The organism is Streptomyces sp. cg40 (assembly GCF_050320165.1).
GTDB classification, from domain to species: Bacteria; Actinomycetota; Actinomycetes; order Streptomycetales; family Streptomycetaceae; genus Streptomyces; species Streptomyces hokutonensis.
On record NZ_CP190128.1, the window covers coordinates 5,322,443 to 5,339,173 of the forward strand.

The window sequence follows — 16,731 nt, forward strand, 5'->3', positions numbered from 1 at the left end:
ACGTTGCGCAGACCGGACCCCTTTGCAGGCCTGTACGGCGAGGAGTTACGACAGACATGGGACTGACCGCGAAGATCCGTACCCGCGACGGATGGGCCGTGTCGCACGCGGTCGTCACGGTGACCGACATGACCGGGGCGCAGGTGCTGCGGGCCGAGGCGGACGCGGAGGGAGCGGTGCGGGACCCCGACCCCATGGCCCCCGGGCCGTACACGGTGATCGTGACCGCCGTCGGGTACGCGCCCGCCGCCGCGACCGCGATCGTCACCGCGAGCGGCCGGGCCGAGGTCGGCACGGTCACCCTGGCCCGCCAGGGCGGCACCGAACTCCCGCCGCCCGGCCCCTGGACCGTCGACCCCGCGCACTCCACGGTCGGCGCGGTCGCCCAGCACCTGGGCATCTCCAGCGTGCGCGGCCGTTTCACCGACTTCGCGGCGACGGTCGAGATCGCGCCGGACGACATCGCCAAGTCCCGGGTGGAGGCGGTCATCCGGGCCGCGTCCATCGACACGGGCAACGGCACGCGGGACACCCACCTGCGGTCCGCCGACTTCCTGGACGTGGACCGCTGCCCGGAGATCACCTACCGCTCCACGGGCCTGTCCCCGGCGGGCTCCGACCGCTGGACGGTGCACGGCGAACTGACCCTCCGCGGTGTCGTACGACCCGTCGACCTCGACCTCGCCTACCTCGGCACCGGCGCCGACCCCTGGGGCGGCACCCGCGCCGCGTTCCGCGCGACCACGGAACTGCGCCGCGAGGACTTCGCGATGAACTACAACCAGGTCGTCCAGGCGGGCATCGCCGCGATCGGCACGACCCTCAAGGTCGAGCTGGACATCCAGGCCGTGCAGGGGGAGTCACTGCCTCAGGCGTAACACGGTGCCCTGCGCCTAGGCTGGCGCCATGGCACCGAACATCGCGACCAACACCGCCGTCTCCCTGGACGAGTTGCTCGACTTCGTACGACCCCGCCACCGCGCCCTGCTGCTGACCCGGCGGGCCGACGGCAGCCCCCAGGCCTCGCCGCTGACCTGCGGGGTCGACGACTCCGGGCGGATCGTCGTCTCCACCTACCCCGAGCGCGCCAAGACCCGCAACGCCAAGCGGGACCCCCGGGTCAGCCTCGTCGTCCTGAGCGACGAGTGGAACGACCCGTGGGTCCAGATCGACGGCACCGCCGAGGTCATCGACCCGCCGGACTCCGTGGAACCCCTCGTCGAGTACTACCGCAACATCGCCGGCGAACACCCGGACTGGGACGAGTACCGCGCGGCGATGCTGAAGCAGGGCAAGGCGATCATCCGGGTCACGCCCGAGCGGTGGGGGCCGGTGGCGACGGGCGGCTTCCCGGCGCGGCTGGCGGACGACAAGTAGCGCCCGTGCTCAACCCCGCTTCACCATCGCCTCGATGCCCGCCACCAGCAGGTCCAGGGCGAAGGTGAAGTCCCGTTCCATCATCTCCGCGACCGTGTCGCCGCCCCGGGCCGCCATGAGTTTCCTGGACTCCTCCACGATCTCGGCGGTCGTCGGGGCTCCGTCGAACGTCGTCATGGCGTGCTGGAAGTAGTCGTCGGGGGTCATGCCGGTGTCGGCGACCCGGGCGAAGAAGTGGCCCTCGATCGTGCCGTAGCCGTAGACGAACTGGAAGACGGCCGAGATGGCTCCCGTCAGCCCGTGGTCCGGCAGTCCCGTGCGCCGGATCACGCGCTGGACGACGCGGGAGAAGGACAGGTTGTTCGGCCCGATGTTGAGGAACGTCCCGGCGAGCGGCGACAGCCAGGGATGGCGGACCAGCAGGCCCCGGTACTCCGTGGCCAGCATGCGGAGTTGGTCCCGCCAGTCCTCGCCCTCCGCCTCCGGATCGGGCAGCGGCAACTCCCCGAAGACGGCGTCCAGGGCGAGTTCGAGGAGATCGTCCTTCGTGTCGACGTACCAGTAGACGGACATCGCCGTCACGTTCAGCTCGGTGGCGAGCCGCCGCATGGAGAACTTGGCGAGTCCCTCGGCGTCGAGGAGTCGTACGGTGGCGTCGGTGATGCGGGCGCGGTCGAGCCCGGAGGGTTGTCCGCCACGCGCACTTCGAGGTGCCTTCTCTTCCAGCCAGACGCTGGTGCGTGCAGAACGCCCTGACGACGAGCTTGTCTTGGCCATGACGCACCTTCCTATGCATTTCAACCCCGGCTCAGTATCCAAGGGGCGCGGGGAACTGCGCGACCAGCCACAACGCACCCGCACCCGCACCCGCTACTGAGCGACCACCACCCCCGAGTCTGCCCGCTCCGCCCGCCACAACAACGCCGCCGCAAGCAACCCCCCGGTCAAGACAGCGACCGCCCCCACCAACTGACTTACCTCCAGAGCGGCAGAGAAGGAATCGGTCACCCGCTTCCGCTCAGCCGCTGAGGTCGCCGCCGCCAATCCCTCCGGCAAGGAGCCCGCCGCGAACCGCGAACTCAGCACCGCGCCGAGAACGGCGACCCCCAACCCGTTCCCGAACTCCCCCAGCGTTCCGTTGACTCCCGCACCGACCCCCGCCTTCTCCGGCGGAATCGCACTCATGATCGCGTGAGCCATCGCCGGATTCGCGATCGCCGCCCCCGCCCCGATCAGCAGCAGCCCGGCCAGAGTCCCCGCGTACCCACCGGACGCGACCACCGCGATCGACGCCAGCCCCGCCGACATCAGCACCATGCCCAGACCGATGGCCTGCGGAGCGCCCAGCTTCGCCGTCCACTTCGCCGCCAGCCCCGAGAAGTTGAGCGCGACGATCGCCAGGGCGAGCGGTGCCGTCCGCACGCCGGCCTCCAACGGGCCGTAGCCGAGGACGAATTGGAGGTGCTGGGTGAGGAGGAAGAGGGAGCCGGCCATGCCGAAGGTGATGAGGACGACTCCGGTGACCGCGCCCGTGAAGCGGCGGTCGCGGAAGAAGTCGAGGTCGAGCATGGGGTACGGGACACGGTTCTCCCAGTACGCGAAGGCGGCCAGGAAGAGGACCGCGACCGCCGCGAACAGCAGCACCCGCTCCGACGTCCAGCCGTGCGCGGGGCCGGAGATGATCGCGTAGACCAGCGCGGCCATGCCGACGGTGGAGAGCAGGGCGCCGAGGAGGTCGGGGCGGTCCCCGCGCGGGCTCTTGGACTCGGGGACCAGGGCGATCGCCGCGACCAACGCCAGTGCGGCCACCGGGAGGTTGATGAGGAAGATCGCGCCCCACCAGAAGTGGTTGAGCATGAAGCCGCCGAGGAGCGGACCGGTCGCGAAGCCGAGGGCGTTGACGGCGGCCCAGATGCCGATCGCCTTCGGCTGTTCCTCGGGGGTGAAGATCTGCATCACGACGGCGAGGGTGGTGGTGATGAGCAGCGCCCCGCCGACCCCCATCCCGGCCCGCGCGACGATCAACTGCCCGGTGGAGTCCGCCAGTCCGGCGATCAGTGAGCCCGCGCCGAAGAGGACGAGACCCGTGATCAGCATCTTCTTGCGGCCGTAGCGGTCTGCCGCGCTGCCCGCCGTCAGCAACAGCCCCGACTGCACGAGCGAGTACGCGTTGATCATCCACTGGATGTCCGCCGTGCTCGCGTCGAGTTCGCGGGTGAGCGAGGGGATCGCGACGTTCAGCACGGTGTTGTCGAGCAGCACGGTGAGCTGCGCGAGGCAGATGACTCCGAGGACGATCCAGCGCTTGGGGTGGGAGGTCATGCTGTACACCGTAGAACAGTTCCTATACGGCGTACAACGGGGATTGTCCGGACACGAAGGAGGGGCGGTGACCGTGTGGTCACCGCCCCTGCTCAGCCCTGAACCGTCAGCTGCTCGTCTTCTGCGTCAGGTCGTAGAAGGTGGCCGAACCGACCGTCACCTTCTTGTAGTTCTTCTCGACCCACGAGGAGATCTGCGAGGAGCTGCCGGTGCTGCTGCCGCCCATGCCGGTGCCGCCCGAGATGAAGTAGTGGATCTTGCCGTCCGCCACGTACTTCTTGAACTGGGCCAGCGTCGGCGACGGGTCGGTGCCGTTGAAGCCGCCGATCGCCATCACCGGGTCGCCGGTGGCGAGTTGGTAGCTCGCGGCGTTCTGGGAGCCGATGGACGCGGCGACCCAGGTGTACTTGCTCGCGTCCGTCTGGAGCAGCTTCTTGGCCGCCGAGGTGACCGTCGCGCCGTTGAGCAGACCGCCGACGCCACCGCCGCCGCCCATGCCGCCGCCGTCGCCGGTCTGGCCGCCGAAGCCGCCACCCTGGTTCTGGGTGCCGCCGCCGGTACCGCCGCCGGGCATCGTGCCCGTGCCGCCGCCCGGGAAGCCGCCGCCCTGGTTCTGGGTGGTGCCGCCGCCCTGCTGGCCGGGCATCGTGCCCGTGCCGCCGGTGCGGTTGCCGCCGCCGAAGCCGCCCCGGCCGCCGCCGGGACCGCCGCCGCCCATCATGCTCGCGCCGGCCGGACCGGCCGTCGGGATGGAGCCGGTGTGCGCCGAGTCGACCGTCGACATGGTGTACGCCGCCGGACCGGCCAGGCCCGCCACGATGCTCAGACCGACCGCCGCGAGGGCGAGTTGGCGGCCGATCTTCGCGACGAAGATCAGGCCGAGCGCGCCCGCCAGCGAGCCGAGGAGGACGAGCCACTTCAGCCAGGGCAGGTAGTCGGAGGTGCGGTTGAGGAGGACGTAACCCCACACGCCCGCGGCGACTACCGCCGCCGCGAGGGTGATCGAGGCCCAGATCTCGCCGCGCTTCTCCCAGAGGGAACCCGCGCCGATGCCGATCACGGCCGCGATGTAGGGGGCGAGGGCGATCGTGTAGTACTGGTGGAAGATGCCGGCCATGTAGCTGAAGACGACCAGGGTCGTCACCAGCGAGCCGCCCCACACGAGCATCGAACTGCGCCTGACCGACGTGCGGCCCAGCTTGCGCGTGGCCACCAGGCCCGCGACCAGGAGGATCAGCGCGGTGGGCAGCAGCCAGGAGATCTGGCTGCCGATCTCGGAGTTGAACATCCGGTCCCAGCCCGTGGCACCCCACTGGCCGGTACCGCCGGCGCCACCGCCGCCTCCGACACTGCCGGTCTCGTCGCCGCTGAGGCGGCCGAACCCGTTGTAGCCGAAGGTCAGTTCAAGGAAGCTGTTGTTCTGCGAGCCGCCGATGTAGGGGCGCGAGGAGGCCGGCCACAGTTCGACGATCGCGACCCACCAGCCGGCGGCGGCGACCAACGCGCCCGTCGCCAGGCCCAGTTGGGCGAACCTCTTCTTCACGCTCACCGGCGCGCACACCGCGTAGACGATGGCCAGCGGCGGCAGGATCAGGAAGGCCTGAAGGGTCTTCGACAGGAACGCGAAGCCGATCGCGACTCCGGCCCACACCAGCCACTTCGTACGGCCGTCCTCCAGGGCCCGGACGACGAGGTAGCAGGCCACCGACATGAGCAACGCCAGTGCCGCGTCGGGGTTGTTGAAGCGGAACATCAGCGCGGCGACCGGGGTGAGCGCCAGCACGGCGCCCGCGATCAGACCGGCCTCGGGGCTGTGCCGGCGGCGGACCGCCGCGTAGACGACCGCGACCGTGCCGACGCCCATCAGGACCTCGGGGACCAGGATCGCCCACGAGTTGAGGCCGAAGATGCGGACCGAGATCTCCATCGGCCACAGGAAGGCCGAGGGCTTGTCGACGGTGATCGCGTTGCCCGCGTCCAGCGAGCCGAACAGCATCGCCTTCCAGCTCTTGCTGCCGGCCTGGACCGCCGCCGAGTAGAAGGAGTTGGAGTAGCCGGACGCGCTCAGGTTGTAGAGGTAGAGCAGGCCGGTCGCCAGGAGCATGCCCCAGAACGCGGGGCGCACCCAGCGCGGGTCCTCGGGCCGGCCGCGCCACAGGCGGCGGCCGAGCGGCTGCTTGGGCTCACCGGCCTGGGGGGCCAGGGTGTCCGACGGCGCCACCGGCTCCTGAAGGGCCGTATCTCTGCCGGTGTCACCGGCCGGCGCCCCCCAGGACGAGGGGCCGCCTCCTCCCGGATAGGTCGTCTGATCGGTTTCGGTGGTCATCGGGAGTCCCTCGGGTCGGTGTCGTGGGGACGCACCGGCTGCAACTGCATCGTCGCGTCCCTCCAGGTGCCGTCCGCGGCTTCACCGGCGCGGAACTGGGTGGTGGTGTCGTACGGCGCTCCCTGCTGGGGCTGCGGCTGCCGGTGGGGCAGCGGGCCGTAGGCACCGTGGTGCTGCGTGTACTGCGCGTGCTGGGGGGTCGTCGCCGTCGAATAGGTGGGCGACGAAGGGGAGTTGAGGGCCGCGAGCGTCGACTCGTCGGTGCTGTCGTCGCGGTCCGGGAAGACCCAGGCGCGCAGCAGCAGGAAGCGCAGGACGGTCGCCGCGAGGTTGGCGACCACCAGGACCGCCAGTTCGGTGGAGTGCGCCGGGTTGCTGCTGGCCGCGTTCAGGGCGGCCAGCGAACCACTGGTGAGCGCGAGACCGATGCCGTAGACGACCAGGCCCTGCGCCTGGTGGCGGACGGCGCCGCCCCGGCCGCGGACCCCGAAGGTCAGTCGGCGGTTCGCGGCCGTGTTGGCGATCGCCGAGACCAGCAGGGCGAGCGCGTTGGCGATCTGCGAACCGGAGAACTCCCGGAAGAGGCTGTAGAGCAGCAGGTAGAAGAGGGTCGACAGGCCGCCGACCACACAGAACCCGACGAGCTGGCGGGCCAGCCCCTTGGGCACGTCCTTGATGTCGCGGTCGCGGGGGTCGTCGCCGAAGGGGCGCGTGACACGGTCGAGCGGCAGCGAACCGGAGGCCAGGGCCTTGCCCACGCGCCACACTCCCTTCAGGTCCTCGGTCGCCGTCTTCACGATGTGGACCGTCGAGTTCGGGTCGTCGACCCAGTCGACCGGCACCTCGTGGATGCGCAGTCCGGCCCGCTCGGCCAGCACCAGCATCTCGGTGTCGAAGAACCAGCCGGTGTCCTCGACGAGCGGCAGCAGCGCCTGGGCCACATCACGCCGGATCGCCTTGAATCCGCACTGGGCGTCGGAGAAGCGGGCCTGGAGCGAGCCGCGCAGGATCAGGTTGTAGGTCCGGCTGATGAACTCGCGCTTGGCGCCACGCACGACACGCGACGAGCGGGCCAGCCGGGAACCGATCGCCAGGTCGGAGTGACCCGAGATCAGCGGCGCCACCAGGGGGAGCAGCGCGTTGAGGTCGGTGGAGAGATCGACGTCCATGTAGGCGAGGATCGGGGCGTCCGAGGCGGACCAGACGGTGCGCAGTGCTCGACCGCGCCCCTTCTGCTCCAGCCGGAACGATTTCACCTCGGGGATGTCCGACTCCAGCCGCGCCGCCACCTGAGGAGTGGTGTCGATCGACGCGTTGTCCGCGATGGTGATGCGGAACGCGTACGGGAACGTGCGCTTGAGGTGCTCGTGCAGTCTGAGCACACATGGCTGGAGGTCCTTCTCCTCGTTGTAGACGGGGATCACTACGTCCAGGACAGGCGTACCGGCGTCTCCGGCCGGGAGGTGCTCCCGCGCCGGCAGGGTGCCGGGAGAAGAGTCGGTTCGCATGAACCGACTCTCCTCAAGCGCCCTGTTGCACCCATGTGGTGGCACTGTGCTGTGCCTGTGAGTGCGATTGCCAATTCGTTTCGGGGGCGGGCGCGGGCACGGCCGGTGCAAGCGCGGGCAGATGCACGGTGAACACAGTGCGTCCGGGGACGCTGTCCACGGTGACGGCACCGCCGTGCGCGGTCGCGACCGCCTGCACGATGGCCAGGCCCAGACCGGTCGACCCGGTGGAGCGGGAACGCGCCGAGTCGCCGCGCGCGAACCGTTCGAAGACGTGCGGCAGCAAATCCGGCGGGATGCCCTGGCCGTTGTCCTCGACGTCCACACACATCCACGGTCCGCGCCGCTGCACGCGTGCGGTGATCGTCGTACCCGGCGGGGTGTGCTTGCGCGCGTTGCCGAGCAGATTGACCAGCACCTGCTGGATACGGGCCGCGTCCGCCGACACGAGGGCCGGTTCGTCGGGCAGGTCGAGCCGCCAGTTGTGGCCCATGCCGGCCGCGCGCGAGTCGCTGATGGTGTCCACGACGAGCGGGATCAGGTCGGTCTGGTCGAACTGGAGGGGCCTGCCGGCGTCGAGCCGGGCGAGCAGGAGCAGATCCTCTACGAGGAGGGTCATGCGCCCGGCCTCGGACTCGATCCTCCCGAGGGCGTGCTTGGTGTCGGGCCCGGTCTGTTCGCGTCCGCGACGGGTCAGCTCGGCGTAACCCCGGATGGAGGCCAGCGGCGTACGCAGCTCATGGCTGGCGTCCGCGACGAACTGCCGTACCCGCATCTCGCTCTGCTGTCTGGCGTGCAGGGCGCCGTGCACATGGTCGAGCATCCGGTTGAGCGCGGCCCCGACCTGGCCGACCTCGGTATGGGGGTCGGTCTCGGACTCGGGGACCCGTTCGTTCAGGGTCACCTCGCCGGTGTGGAGGGGGAGTTCGGAGACCCGGGTGGCGGTGGCGGCGACGCGGCGGAGGGGGCGGGTGGCGATGCCGACGAGGATGTAGCCGGCGATGCCCGCGGCTACCAGGCCTGCGGCGGTGACGCTGAGTTCGACGAGGATGAGGGTGTTGACGGTGTTGTCGACATCCGTGGTCGGCAGGGCGACGTAGTAGCCCTCGGTGGTGGAGCTGGGGTTCTTGGCGTACTTGACGAGGTAGTCGCCGAGCCCCGGAATGGTCACCGAGTGCGTGTTGCCGTCCTTCGACACGGACGCGATGGCCTGCTTCTGCGCCGCGCTGAGACCGACGGCGTTCATCTTCTTGAACGCGCCGCTGCTGTCGGTCACCTGCTGGCTGTAGGACGCGCTGGTGATCGCGCCCTTCTGCACATAGGCGGCGACGGTCTTCTCCTGCGTCGGACCGTTCGTGAGCAGCTTGTCGACCTTCGCGGCCGGCGTGAGGGCCTTGTCGGGATCGGTGTCCGAGTTGGCGGACGAGTTGCCCTGGGTCCCCGGAATCGCTCGCGGGGCGCCGGTCCCGCCGTCCGGACTGCCCTGCGGACGGCCCACGGCCCGGATGGCCGTCTCCGTCACCTTGCCCTGAAGCTGCTGATACAGGTGGGACTGGAGCGCGAGCGTCGTCACGGTCCCGATCACCGCACACACCACCGCGATCAGCGTCACGGACGCGACGACGAGCCGGGTCCGCAGGGTGCGCGGCTTACCCGCTCGCTTCTTCTGCGCACGCGGCCGTCGTCGCCCGCTCATGAGGCCGCGGGCTTGATCAGGTAACCGGCACCGCGTCGGGTGTGGATCATCGGCTCACGTCCCGCGTCGATCTTCCGGCGGAGGTACGAGATGTAGAGCTCGACCACATTGGCCTGCCCACCGAAGTCGTACGACCACACACGGTCGAGGATCTGTGCCTTGCTGAGTACACGACGGGGATTACGCATCAGGAAGCGCAACAGCTCAAACTCGGTGGCGGTGAGGTGGATGCCCTCACCGGCCCGCGAGACCTCGTGGCTGTCCTCGTCGAGGGTGAGGTCACCCACGACCAGCACGGAGTCGGAGCGGCGGTCCGCCGCACCGGAGCGGCGGATCAGCCCGCGCAGCCGGGCCACGACCTCTTCGAGGCTGAAGGGCTTGGTGACGTAGTCGTCGCCGCCGGCGGTGAGTCCCGCGATCCGGTCCTCGACCGCGTCCTTCGCGGTGAGGAACAGCACCGGCACGTCCGGCAGCTCACGGCGCAGCCGGCCCAGGACGGTCAGACCGTCCATGTCGGGCAGCATCATGTCGAGGACGACGGCGTCGGGCCGGAACTCGCGCGCGGTCTGGATCGCGCCGGTTCCGTCACCCGCGCTGCGGATCTGCCAGCCTTCATAGCGGAGGGCCATGGACAGCAGCTCGGTGATCGACAGCTCGTCGTCCACCACAAGCACTCGGACGGGGCTCCCGTCCGGCCTCAGCAGTTCGGTGCGCCCCTGGGGCGAGGTCGTGGTCATGGTGGACACGTTGTCGTGGTCCTCTTAGAGCACGCTTTCTAGAGTCTGTGATTTTCCTGAGAAACGCACAGGGGCCTCTCAGGGAACACCTTGGAATCTCTTGCCCGGGACTTATCCCGTCCCGCACACGGCCCCGGCGGACCTGTGCGTTCCGCCCGTGCCGCCTCGGTCTCCCCTGTATCCCCCCAACCTCCGCGCCTCCCTCACAGTCCGAACAACCCTGCCCCGTTGTGATGGCAGACCGCCCGCAGCCAGTCGTCCCCGAGGCCCAGCCGCTCCAGGGCGTGCAGCTGGTGCAGATACGGATACGGGATGTTCGGGAAGTCACTGCCGAGCAGAACGCGGTTTCCCAGGGCGGCCAGCCGGGGGAGCGCACGCGGCGGGAACGGGGCGAAGCGCTCGCTGAAGTCCGTGAACGCCATCGTCGTGTCCAGCCGCACCTCCCCGAACCGCTCGGCTAGGCCGAGGAAGTCCTCGTACTCCGGCATCCCCATGTGCGCGACGACCAGCCGCAGCCGCGGGTGCCTGGCCAGCACCCGGCCGATCGGTTCGGGTCCGGTGTGCTTGCCGGGGGCGGGCCCCGACCCGCAGTGGATCACGACCGGTGTCCCGGACTCGGCGAGCAACCCCCAGGCGGGATCGAGCAGTTCGTCGGCCGGGTCGTACGCCCCGACCTGCACATGCGCCTTGAAGACCCGCGCGCCGGACTCCAGCGCTTCGCGTACATAGCCCTCAACTCCCGGTTCCGGGAAGAGAGTCGAGGTGTGCAGACAGTCGGGGGTGCGGGCGGCGAAGTCGACGGCCCAGCCGTTGAGCCACCGGGCCATGCCGGGCTTGTGCGGGTAGAGCATGGCGGTGAAAGCGCGTACTCCGAACTCCCTGATCAGCGCGACCCGTTCGTCCTCCTCCTTCCGGTACGTGATCGGCCACTCCAGCGCACCACCGGTCGACGGCCCGAGCGCGTCGAAGTAGTCCCAGACCTTGCGCAGCACCCGCTCGGGCATGAAGTGGGTGTGCACGTCGACGAGCCCGGGGAGCCCCAGCCGCTCCCAGAACCGCCGGATCTGGGCCGCCTCGGTCGCGGCGACCATCTCGGCCGCCTCGGCAGCCAAGCCGTGGTCACGGGTTCCGCCGGCCTCACCGGCTTCACTGTCCATATCCATACGGGACCCCACTCCTGCCCATCGCTAGCGCACCGGCCCCTGCTCGTCCACATGGAAGGCGGGCGTCCCCAGAAACACCTCGGCGGTCACCGGCCCATAGGCGATGTTGAACGTGTCCAGCCAGTACGACCAGTCCCGCACACCGGCCGCACTGCTGAAACGGTAGTTGAGCTGCCACCGCACCCACTGCCCCGGCGCGAGCCGGACCGCGGGCGGCCGGCGCTGTCTGGGCGGCAGCCCGAAGAGCGGGTCCACGCACGGGAACACCCTCAACCGCCCCTCGGTCTCCCGGAGTCGGACCGCGACCTGCTTCCGCTCCGTCCGTCCGTCGTACGGCGTGAAGTCGTCCTTCTCGTGCATCCGGACCGTGTGGACCGTGTGGACCGACTGCGCCAACCCGTCCGGCAGCGGGAAGCCGACCGGAACCGCGTTTCTGCGCGCGGCCGCCTCGCCTCCCCGTGACCGCTTCGTCCAGGACGTGCGGACCCACTGCACCGTGACCTCCATGACGCCCCCTCCCCGTTCCCTTCCCCGTGCTCAGAACAACCCTTCCTGGACCCCCGGCACTTCCCTCCTGAACTCCCGCACCGGCACGGTGAATTCAACCGTGTCGCCCCCGGCCGGGATCAGCTCCCACCCCGTCATCAGCCGCGAGTCCAGCACGACCACGCCCCGTCCGGTGGCGAGGTGGAGGTCCGGTCCCGCCGCCGCGAGCACCTCCCCGCTCACCGACCCGCCCGGGACCAGCCCGCTCACCTCGCCGACGGGGGCCGGGAGGTCCCTGAGACCGAACACCTCGACGTGGTCGACGGGTTGATACGGCTCGCGGCGGAGCGACTCCGGCCATTCGCGCAACGCGAGAGCCCGGGCGTGCAGGTCGGCGAGCTCGGCCGCGCGCTCCGCCGCCGAGCCCGGGAGCACGGAGCGGACGGCGCGCTTCTCGCCGTAGGGGATCCGGTCCGGTACCCGGAGTGCGGCGCGCAGGAGTTCCTCCGAGCGGCGGGCTGCCATCAGGGGGCCGAGGCCCAGCCAGCTGAAGCAGACGGCGCCCTGCTCAAGCAGTCGCGCGGAGCCGCGCTCTTCGGCGGTGATGCCGACCTTGAGCAGGCCGGGGCCGAACCAGGCCAGATATACGTGGTACGGCCGCGGGTCGTCCGCGATCGTGTCGGCGGCGACCGAGTGCGCCCGGTCCAGCCGCGCGCACTCCTCGCACCGAGCACCCGTGCTCCGCTCCGGCACGGCCGCCCGCAGCGGACACGTATGCCCCCGCGCTCCCACACATGTCCGCCCGCCCCCTTCCGCGACCTCGAAGGCCACCCGCTTCCCCCGGGGCAGCGGGCTCCCGCGCCCGCCGTCCCACTTCAGCTCGGGACCGCCTGCCGTCCATCGGAGTCCCGAGCACTTCCACGTCCGTGGTGCCCGTGATGTCTGTGCCATCGCTCACGAGATTAGAGGGCGCCACTGACAACGGCCTCAGCCTGCGGTTTCTCCGACCGGAACGGGCTGCCGGGTCTCCTCCGTGCGCCCCTGGGCCGACCGTCCCCGCCCCCGCCCGGCCAGCCGGCACCCGACACACCCGGCGTGCCCGGCCCGCGCGAGCGGGTCCCGTACCCGCATCCCCCACTGCGCCCGGTCCCGCCGCCCGGGCGGCTTGCCCCAGCCGGTGAGGTGGAGCGCCCAGGTGACCAGGACGGCGACGACGACGATGCCCAGTCCGCCGCCGATCAGCGCGGCGGAGACGGTGCACACCCCCGCGCCGGCGACGGCCGTCCCGACGGTCGCGATGCCGAATCCGGTCCACCCGGCGACCGTATGCCCCTCGTCATACTGGTGTGCGCTCATGCGCCAGCCCCTTCAGACTTCTGAAACCTCTCACCACCTAAGAAGTTTAGAGTATTAACCCCTCACGAGCTAAGGCAATATCCATGCAAGCCAAGCCCCGCCCCGCCGCCACCCCGGCCCAGGCACTGGACGCGATGGACTCCCTCATCGCCACCGCACAGCTCGGCCAGCAGGAAATGGCCGAGCGGCTGGGCCTGAACGTCACCGATCTGCTCTGCTTCGCCTGCGTCCTGAAGGCGGGCGAGAACCTCCTCACGGCGGGCGACCTGGCGGAGCACGCCCACGTCACGACGGGCGCGGTGACCGGCATCCTCAACCGGCTGGAACGCGCCGGTTTCATCACCCGCGTCCCCGACCCCACCGACCGCCGCCGCGTCCGCGTGGCCTCGGTACCGGCCGCGGTGACCCGGGTCGTCGCGCTCTACGGCCCCTACTACGACCGCCTCAACGCCCAGTTCGCCGACTACTCCCCCGAGGAGATCGCCGTACTGGCCGACTGGTTCGCGCGGACGTCCACGCTGGCGCAGAACTACATCGAGGAACTCCGCGCGCGGGACAGGGAGTAGGACAAGGAGCCGGAGCGGGGGGCAAGCCCGACCCCGGTGGTGTAGCGGGCTCCACCAACGGTTCGGGTGACCGCTTCCTCGTGCCCGCAGCCGTACGACGGGATCGTTGATCTCAGCCGGTCAGGAGGACCGGCGCAGGTCGAACGGCCGCCGTACGGAGGGAAATCCCATGTCAACCGCACCCGGTCCGTTCGCGTCCTTCGTCCGGTTCGTGGTGTGCGGCGGCGGGGTCGGGGTCCTGTCCAGCCTGGCGGTGCCGCTGCTCGCCACGCTGATGCCCTGGGTCGCGGCGAACGCGCTGATCACGATCGCGTCGACCGTCCTCTGCACCGAACTGCACGCCCTGTTCACCTTCGGCACCGGACGCCGTCCCGGACTGCGCGAGCACTGGCAGTCGGCGGGTTCGGCCACGGCGGCCTACGCGGCGACCTCCGCCGCGATCCTCGTCCTCCACACCGTCCAGGCCTCCCCCTCCATGCTCACCGAACAGATCGTCTACCTCAGCGCCTCGGCCCTGGCCGGCATCGGCCGCTTCCTGGTCCTGCGCCTGTTCGTCTTCGCCGACCGAAGCACTCCGGCCACCGTCACGATCCCGGTACGACCGGTCCCGACGACGCCCGTGTTCAGCGCGGCGGCGTAAGGGGGCCGCGCCCCAACTGCGCGGAGCTGCCGGCACCGTGGGTCGTTCCGTGAACGAAACACTCACGGGTGACGGTGACGGTGACGGTGACGGCAGTACGGGGGACGTCGACTACGGGTGCGGGTCACCGCTGTCGAGCCGTCGCGTTCGATGCGGGAGCAGCGGCCTCGGGGGCTTGCCGAGGCCGTGGACGCGGTGGCCGAGGAACTGCCGTTCCCTGATGGGGCGTTCGACGCTGCGATGACGACGTTCGGCGTGCATCAGTGGAGCGACCCGGCCGCCGGGCTGCGTGAGATGCGTCGGATGACGCGGGGCCGGTCGCCGTGCTGACCTGCGATCCGGGTCTCGTCCGGGACTTCTGGCTGTACGAGTACGCGCCGCCGGTCCTGGACACGGAGGCGCGCCGCCATCCGTCCGTCGCGGGCATCGCCGACGCGCTCGGCGGGACGGTCACCGTCACCGCCGTGCCCATCCCCTCGGACTGCACGGACGGTTTCAACGAGGCGTACTTCGGACGGCCGGAGCGCTTTCTCGATCCCGGTGCGGTCCAGGCCTGCTCGGCCTGGGGTTTCGTGGCGGAGGAGACGCGGACGGAGTACGTGGGGGCCATCAAGGCCGCGCCGGCGGACGGGAGTTGGGACGCGCGACACGGGGCCTTGTGGGACGCGGAGGCCTATGGGGGGTCACTGGTCCTCGTCCGTTCGGTCCGCTAGAGGGGGAAGGGCGGGGCGAGGGAGTGGTGGGCATGACTGTGTCCGCCCGGTCCGCCGCCGGGAACAAATCCGTTTCCCCTCGGAAGCCCGGCCCCCCGTGGCTGGGCCGTCCTGCCTAGCCCGCCTGGCGGTAGGCCTCGTCCAGTTCCGAGAACGTCGCCGGTCCGTCGTCGAGCGGCAGCGTCTCGTCCTCCCCGAAGTCCGGGGCCTGGAAGGGGTTCGTCGCCGGAGGGGGCGATCCCGCGCTGGAACGGCGGGACGCCCCTTCCGGGGCGGAGAACAGCGAGGTCAGTTCGATGAGAGGTCTCCCGTTCGTTACAGGCCGCCAGGACCTGGTGTGCCGTGACCGGGCACTGCGGTCCTACAGCTTGCTCATCTTGGCGTACGGACTCAGGATGCGCTCCTGAACCGAGCCGAAGTCGACGAGCACCGCGATGCCGTCCTCGATGCCGATGACCCGGCCGAGGCCGTACATGTCGTGTGTCACCTGGTCGCCCACGGCGAAATGCTTGGGGGCCGCCGCGGCCGGTGCCTTGAAGGGACTGGTGGGCAGATAGCGCTTCGGTGCAGCTGGCTTTGTCATTGCTTCCAGTATGGGCCTAGACACGCCTCTCGCTGAGGCCGTCCACATCGCTTGTTCATCACAACCTGGTCGCCGACCTCGCGTACGACCCCACCGAGCACCCGAAAACGTGTGAGCAACGTCACTTGGACGTGCTCCCTGGCGACCTGGACGAGGAGGAACCCCGACACCGGACGCAAGCAGGGACCCTGTGGAGTGATCCACAGGGTCCCTGTCGCTGATGTGCACTCGGCAGGATTCGAACCTGCAACCTTCTGATCCGTAGTCAGATGCTCTATCCGTTAAGCTACGAGTGCTTGATTTTCTCTTGTTTTCCTTCGCCGCTCCCGGCCCTTCCGGCCCGCTCGCGGCGACAGGAAGAACATTACATGACTGCCGCCGCCATGTGAAATCCGTTAGCCGTACCCCTTGTGAGCTGCGGAAACGACCCGAAAACGACCTTGCGAACGACCGAAGCCCCGGTCACTGGGACCAGGGCTTCGGATGGGGTGCGGAGGCGGAGGGATTTGAACCCTCGATGGGATTTGCGTCCCAAACCGCATTAGCAGTGCGGCGCCATAGACCGGACTAGGCGACGCCTCCAGCGATGACCTCCCGCGCGAGCGCGAGTGGTGCGTGCAGATGATGACACAGACGAGCGGGGTGCCACCAATCGCGGTCCACGGTACTAGGCAGGCGGGCCGCAGGGCAAAGCCGTTGATGCCGGCCGCCGTGTCCGCAACGTCCGCGGGCGGTGGGCGTTAGTCAGGTCATGTTGCAGGTCAGCCGTCTCCTCGTGATCGCCGCCGCGTCCGCCGCCACCGTCGGCGCACTGGCCGCGACGCCCGCCACCGCGTCCCCCACGACCGCCCGCACGCTCGCCCCACCGCCCGGCAACGACGAGGACCGGTCCGGCGCCGACCACCTCACCGTCACCGTCCGGCACGCGGGCGCCGCCGACGGCACCCACGATCTGTACTGCCACCCCGGCGGCGGCACCCACCCGGACGTGACCGGCGCCTGCGAGGCCGTCGGCCGCAACACCCGGTGGGGGAAGGACCCCTTCGCCCCGGTGCCGCCCGACAGCATGTGCACGATGATCTACGGCGGCCCCGCCACCGCCCACGTCACCGGCACGTGGGCCGGACGCCCCGTCGACACGACGTACGACCGGAGCAACGGCTGCGAGATCTCCCGGTGGAACCGGATGGTCCCGCTGCTGCCCGACCTCGGCCGGTAGATGCCCGCCGCCGGACGGCCACCGGTGGATGTCCATCCG

At 70.2% G+C, this 16,731-nt stretch carries 18 protein-coding genes and 2 tRNA genes; 7 read left to right on the forward strand and 13 right to left on the reverse strand.

Annotated features, from left to right (window positions below; genetic code table 11):
• The first annotated feature begins 56 nt into the window (after nucleotides 1-56).
• Complete coding sequence (locus ACQHII_RS23635) at nucleotides 57-878, forward strand: YceI family protein (RefSeq protein ID WP_427921171.1); 822 nt, start codon at nucleotides 57-59, stop codon at nucleotides 876-878.
• 28 nt (nucleotides 879-906) lie between these two features.
• Nucleotides 907-1,377 carry a PPOX class F420-dependent oxidoreductase gene (locus tag ACQHII_RS23640; RefSeq protein ID WP_427921172.1) on the forward strand — a complete coding sequence of 157 codons (471 nt, stop codon included), beginning with the start codon at nucleotides 907-909 and terminating at the stop codon, nucleotides 1,375-1,377.
• A gap of 9 nt (nucleotides 1,378-1,386) precedes the next feature.
• Here the strand turns inward: ACQHII_RS23640 and ACQHII_RS23645 are convergent, their stop codons facing one another.
• The 10 genes from ACQHII_RS23645 to ACQHII_RS23690 all read right to left on the reverse strand — a co-directional run bounded on the left by ACQHII_RS23645 (nucleotide 1,387) and on the right by ACQHII_RS23690 (nucleotide 12,971).
• Nucleotides 1,387-2,154 carry a TetR/AcrR family transcriptional regulator gene (locus ACQHII_RS23645; protein WP_427921173.1) on the reverse strand — a complete coding sequence of 256 codons (768 nt, stop codon included), beginning with the start codon at nucleotides 2,152-2,154 and terminating at the stop codon, nucleotides 1,387-1,389.
• A gap of 93 nt (nucleotides 2,155-2,247) precedes the next feature.
• Complete coding sequence (locus ACQHII_RS23650; protein WP_427921174.1) at nucleotides 2,248-3,699, reverse strand: MFS transporter; 1,452 nt, start codon at nucleotides 3,697-3,699, stop codon at nucleotides 2,248-2,250.
• A gap of 106 nt (nucleotides 3,700-3,805) precedes the next feature.
• On the reverse strand, nucleotides 3,806-6,025 hold the full coding sequence (locus ACQHII_RS23655) for an ArnT family glycosyltransferase (protein ID WP_427921175.1): 2,220 nt from the start codon (nucleotides 6,023-6,025) through the stop codon (nucleotides 3,806-3,808).
• Nucleotides 6,022-7,533, reverse strand: a complete 1,512-nt coding sequence (locus ACQHII_RS23660) for a glycosyltransferase (RefSeq protein ID WP_427921176.1) — start codon at nucleotides 7,531-7,533, stop codon at nucleotides 6,022-6,024. Before ACQHII_RS23660 ends, ACQHII_RS23655 begins: the two co-directional genes overlap by 4 nt.
• 13 nt (nucleotides 7,534-7,546) lie before the next feature.
• Nucleotides 7,547-9,229: a sensor histidine kinase gene (locus tag ACQHII_RS23665; RefSeq protein WP_427921177.1), complete on the reverse strand. Its 1,683-nt coding sequence runs from the start codon at nucleotides 9,227-9,229 to the stop codon at nucleotides 7,547-7,549.
• The gene (locus ACQHII_RS23670; RefSeq protein ID WP_026179246.1) at nucleotides 9,226-9,966 is read right to left on the reverse strand and encodes a response regulator transcription factor; all 741 of its coding nucleotides are present in this window, start codon (nucleotides 9,964-9,966) and stop codon (nucleotides 9,226-9,228) included. The genes ACQHII_RS23665 and ACQHII_RS23670 overlap by 4 nt, the downstream gene beginning before the upstream one ends.
• Nucleotides 9,967-10,169: 203 nt before the next feature.
• Nucleotides 10,170-11,057 carry an amidohydrolase family protein gene (locus ACQHII_RS23675; protein ID WP_427925397.1) on the reverse strand — a complete coding sequence of 296 codons (888 nt, stop codon included), beginning with the start codon at nucleotides 11,055-11,057 and terminating at the stop codon, nucleotides 10,170-10,172.
• Between the two features lie 96 nt (nucleotides 11,058-11,153).
• Nucleotides 11,154-11,636, reverse strand: a complete 483-nt coding sequence (locus ACQHII_RS23680) for a hypothetical protein (protein ID WP_427921178.1) — start codon at nucleotides 11,634-11,636, stop codon at nucleotides 11,154-11,156.
• Between the two features lie 30 nt (nucleotides 11,637-11,666).
• The gene (locus ACQHII_RS23685; protein ID WP_427921179.1) at nucleotides 11,667-12,566 is read right to left on the reverse strand and encodes a DUF2797 domain-containing protein; all 900 of its coding nucleotides are present in this window, start codon (nucleotides 12,564-12,566) and stop codon (nucleotides 11,667-11,669) included.
• 36 nt (nucleotides 12,567-12,602) lie between these two features.
• Nucleotides 12,603-12,971, reverse strand: coding sequence for an HGxxPAAW family protein (locus ACQHII_RS23690; RefSeq protein ID WP_427921180.1), 369 nt, complete (start codon nucleotides 12,969-12,971; stop codon nucleotides 12,603-12,605).
• An 83-nt stretch (nucleotides 12,972-13,054) separates the two neighbouring features.
• Between ACQHII_RS23690 and ACQHII_RS23695 the strand changes: the two genes are divergently transcribed.
• From ACQHII_RS23695 to ACQHII_RS23710, 4 genes are all read left to right on the forward strand, one after another.
• Nucleotides 13,055-13,537, forward strand: a complete 483-nt coding sequence (locus ACQHII_RS23695) for a MarR family winged helix-turn-helix transcriptional regulator (protein ID WP_427921181.1) — start codon at nucleotides 13,055-13,057, stop codon at nucleotides 13,535-13,537.
• Between the two features lie 169 nt (nucleotides 13,538-13,706).
• Complete coding sequence (locus tag ACQHII_RS23700) at nucleotides 13,707-14,177, forward strand: hypothetical protein (RefSeq protein ID WP_427921182.1); 471 nt, start codon at nucleotides 13,707-13,709, stop codon at nucleotides 14,175-14,177.
• A 150-nt stretch (nucleotides 14,178-14,327) separates the two neighbouring features.
• Nucleotides 14,328-14,507 (forward strand): methyltransferase domain-containing protein, encoded by a 180-nt coding sequence (locus ACQHII_RS23705; protein WP_427925398.1) that lies wholly within the window; start codon nucleotides 14,328-14,330, stop codon nucleotides 14,505-14,507.
• A complete protein-coding gene (locus tag ACQHII_RS23710; RefSeq protein ID WP_427921183.1) occupies nucleotides 14,501-14,890 on the forward strand; it encodes a hypothetical protein in 390 nt (129 codons plus the stop codon). Before ACQHII_RS23705 ends, ACQHII_RS23710 begins: the two co-directional genes overlap by 7 nt.
• A gap of 361 nt (nucleotides 14,891-15,251) precedes the next feature.
• Here the strand turns inward: ACQHII_RS23710 and ACQHII_RS23715 are convergent, their stop codons facing one another.
• From ACQHII_RS23715 to ACQHII_RS23725, 3 genes are all read right to left on the reverse strand, one after another.
• Entirely contained in the window at nucleotides 15,252-15,473 is a 222-nt protein-coding gene (locus ACQHII_RS23715; RefSeq protein WP_019073270.1) for a hypothetical protein, read from the reverse strand.
• Between the two features lie 223 nt (nucleotides 15,474-15,696).
• Nucleotides 15,697-15,769: transfer RNA gene (locus ACQHII_RS23720), tRNA-Arg, on the reverse strand.
• 195 nt (nucleotides 15,770-15,964) lie between these two features.
• Nucleotides 15,965-16,055: transfer RNA gene (locus ACQHII_RS23725), tRNA-Ser, on the reverse strand.
• A 169-nt stretch (nucleotides 16,056-16,224) separates the two neighbouring features.
• Between ACQHII_RS23725 and ACQHII_RS23730 the strand changes: the two genes are divergently transcribed.
• A complete protein-coding gene (locus ACQHII_RS23730) occupies nucleotides 16,225-16,692 on the forward strand; it encodes an SSI family serine proteinase inhibitor (RefSeq protein WP_427921184.1) in 468 nt (155 codons plus the stop codon).
• The last annotated feature ends 39 nt before the right edge of the window (nucleotides 16,693-16,731 follow it).

What these genes read in the sequence shown, in the direction of transcription:
- ACQHII_RS23650 (WP_427921174.1), bottom strand. Translation starts at nt 3,699, where the DNA reads ATGACCTCCCACCCCAAGCGCTGGATCGTCCTCGGAGTCATCTGCCTC.
- ACQHII_RS23700 (WP_427921182.1), top strand. Translation starts at nt 13,707, where the DNA reads ATGTCAACCGCACCCGGTCCGTTCGCGTCCTTCGTCCGGTTCGTGGTG.
- ACQHII_RS23705 (WP_427925398.1), top strand. Translation starts at nt 14,328, where the DNA reads ATGCGGGAGCAGCGGCCTCGGGGGCTTGCCGAGGCCGTGGACGCGGTG.
- ACQHII_RS23675 (WP_427925397.1), bottom strand. Translation starts at nt 11,057, where the DNA reads ATGGTCGCCGCGACCGAGGCGGCCCAGATCCGGCGGTTCTGGGAGCGG.
- ACQHII_RS23730 (WP_427921184.1), top strand. Translation starts at nt 16,225, where the DNA reads ATGTTGCAGGTCAGCCGTCTCCTCGTGATCGCCGCCGCGTCCGCCGCC.
- ACQHII_RS23715 (WP_019073270.1), bottom strand. Translation starts at nt 15,473, where the DNA reads ATGACAAAGCCAGCTGCACCGAAGCGCTATCTGCCCACCAGTCCCTTC.
- ACQHII_RS23635 (WP_427921171.1), top strand. Translation starts at nt 57, where the DNA reads ATGGGACTGACCGCGAAGATCCGTACCCGCGACGGATGGGCCGTGTCG.
- ACQHII_RS23670 (WP_026179246.1), bottom strand. Translation starts at nt 9,966, where the DNA reads ATGACCACGACCTCGCCCCAGGGGCGCACCGAACTGCTGAGGCCGGAC.
- ACQHII_RS23680 (WP_427921178.1), bottom strand. Translation starts at nt 11,636, where the DNA reads ATGGAGGTCACGGTGCAGTGGGTCCGCACGTCCTGGACGAAGCGGTCA.
- ACQHII_RS23690 (WP_427921180.1), bottom strand. Translation starts at nt 12,971, where the DNA reads ATGAGCGCACACCAGTATGACGAGGGGCATACGGTCGCCGGGTGGACC.
- ACQHII_RS23660 (WP_427921176.1), bottom strand. Translation starts at nt 7,533, where the DNA reads ATGCGAACCGACTCTTCTCCCGGCACCCTGCCGGCGCGGGAGCACCTC.
- ACQHII_RS23640 (WP_427921172.1), top strand. Translation starts at nt 907, where the DNA reads ATGGCACCGAACATCGCGACCAACACCGCCGTCTCCCTGGACGAGTTG.
- ACQHII_RS23655 (WP_427921175.1), bottom strand. Translation starts at nt 6,025, where the DNA reads ATGACCACCGAAACCGATCAGACGACCTATCCGGGAGGAGGCGGCCCC.
- ACQHII_RS23665 (WP_427921177.1), bottom strand. Translation starts at nt 9,229, where the DNA reads ATGAGCGGGCGACGACGGCCGCGTGCGCAGAAGAAGCGAGCGGGTAAG.
- ACQHII_RS23685 (WP_427921179.1), bottom strand. Translation starts at nt 12,566, where the DNA reads ATGGCACAGACATCACGGGCACCACGGACGTGGAAGTGCTCGGGACTC.
- ACQHII_RS23645 (WP_427921173.1), bottom strand. Translation starts at nt 2,154, where the DNA reads ATGGCCAAGACAAGCTCGTCGTCAGGGCGTTCTGCACGCACCAGCGTC.
- ACQHII_RS23695 (WP_427921181.1), top strand. Translation starts at nt 13,055, where the DNA reads ATGCAAGCCAAGCCCCGCCCCGCCGCCACCCCGGCCCAGGCACTGGAC.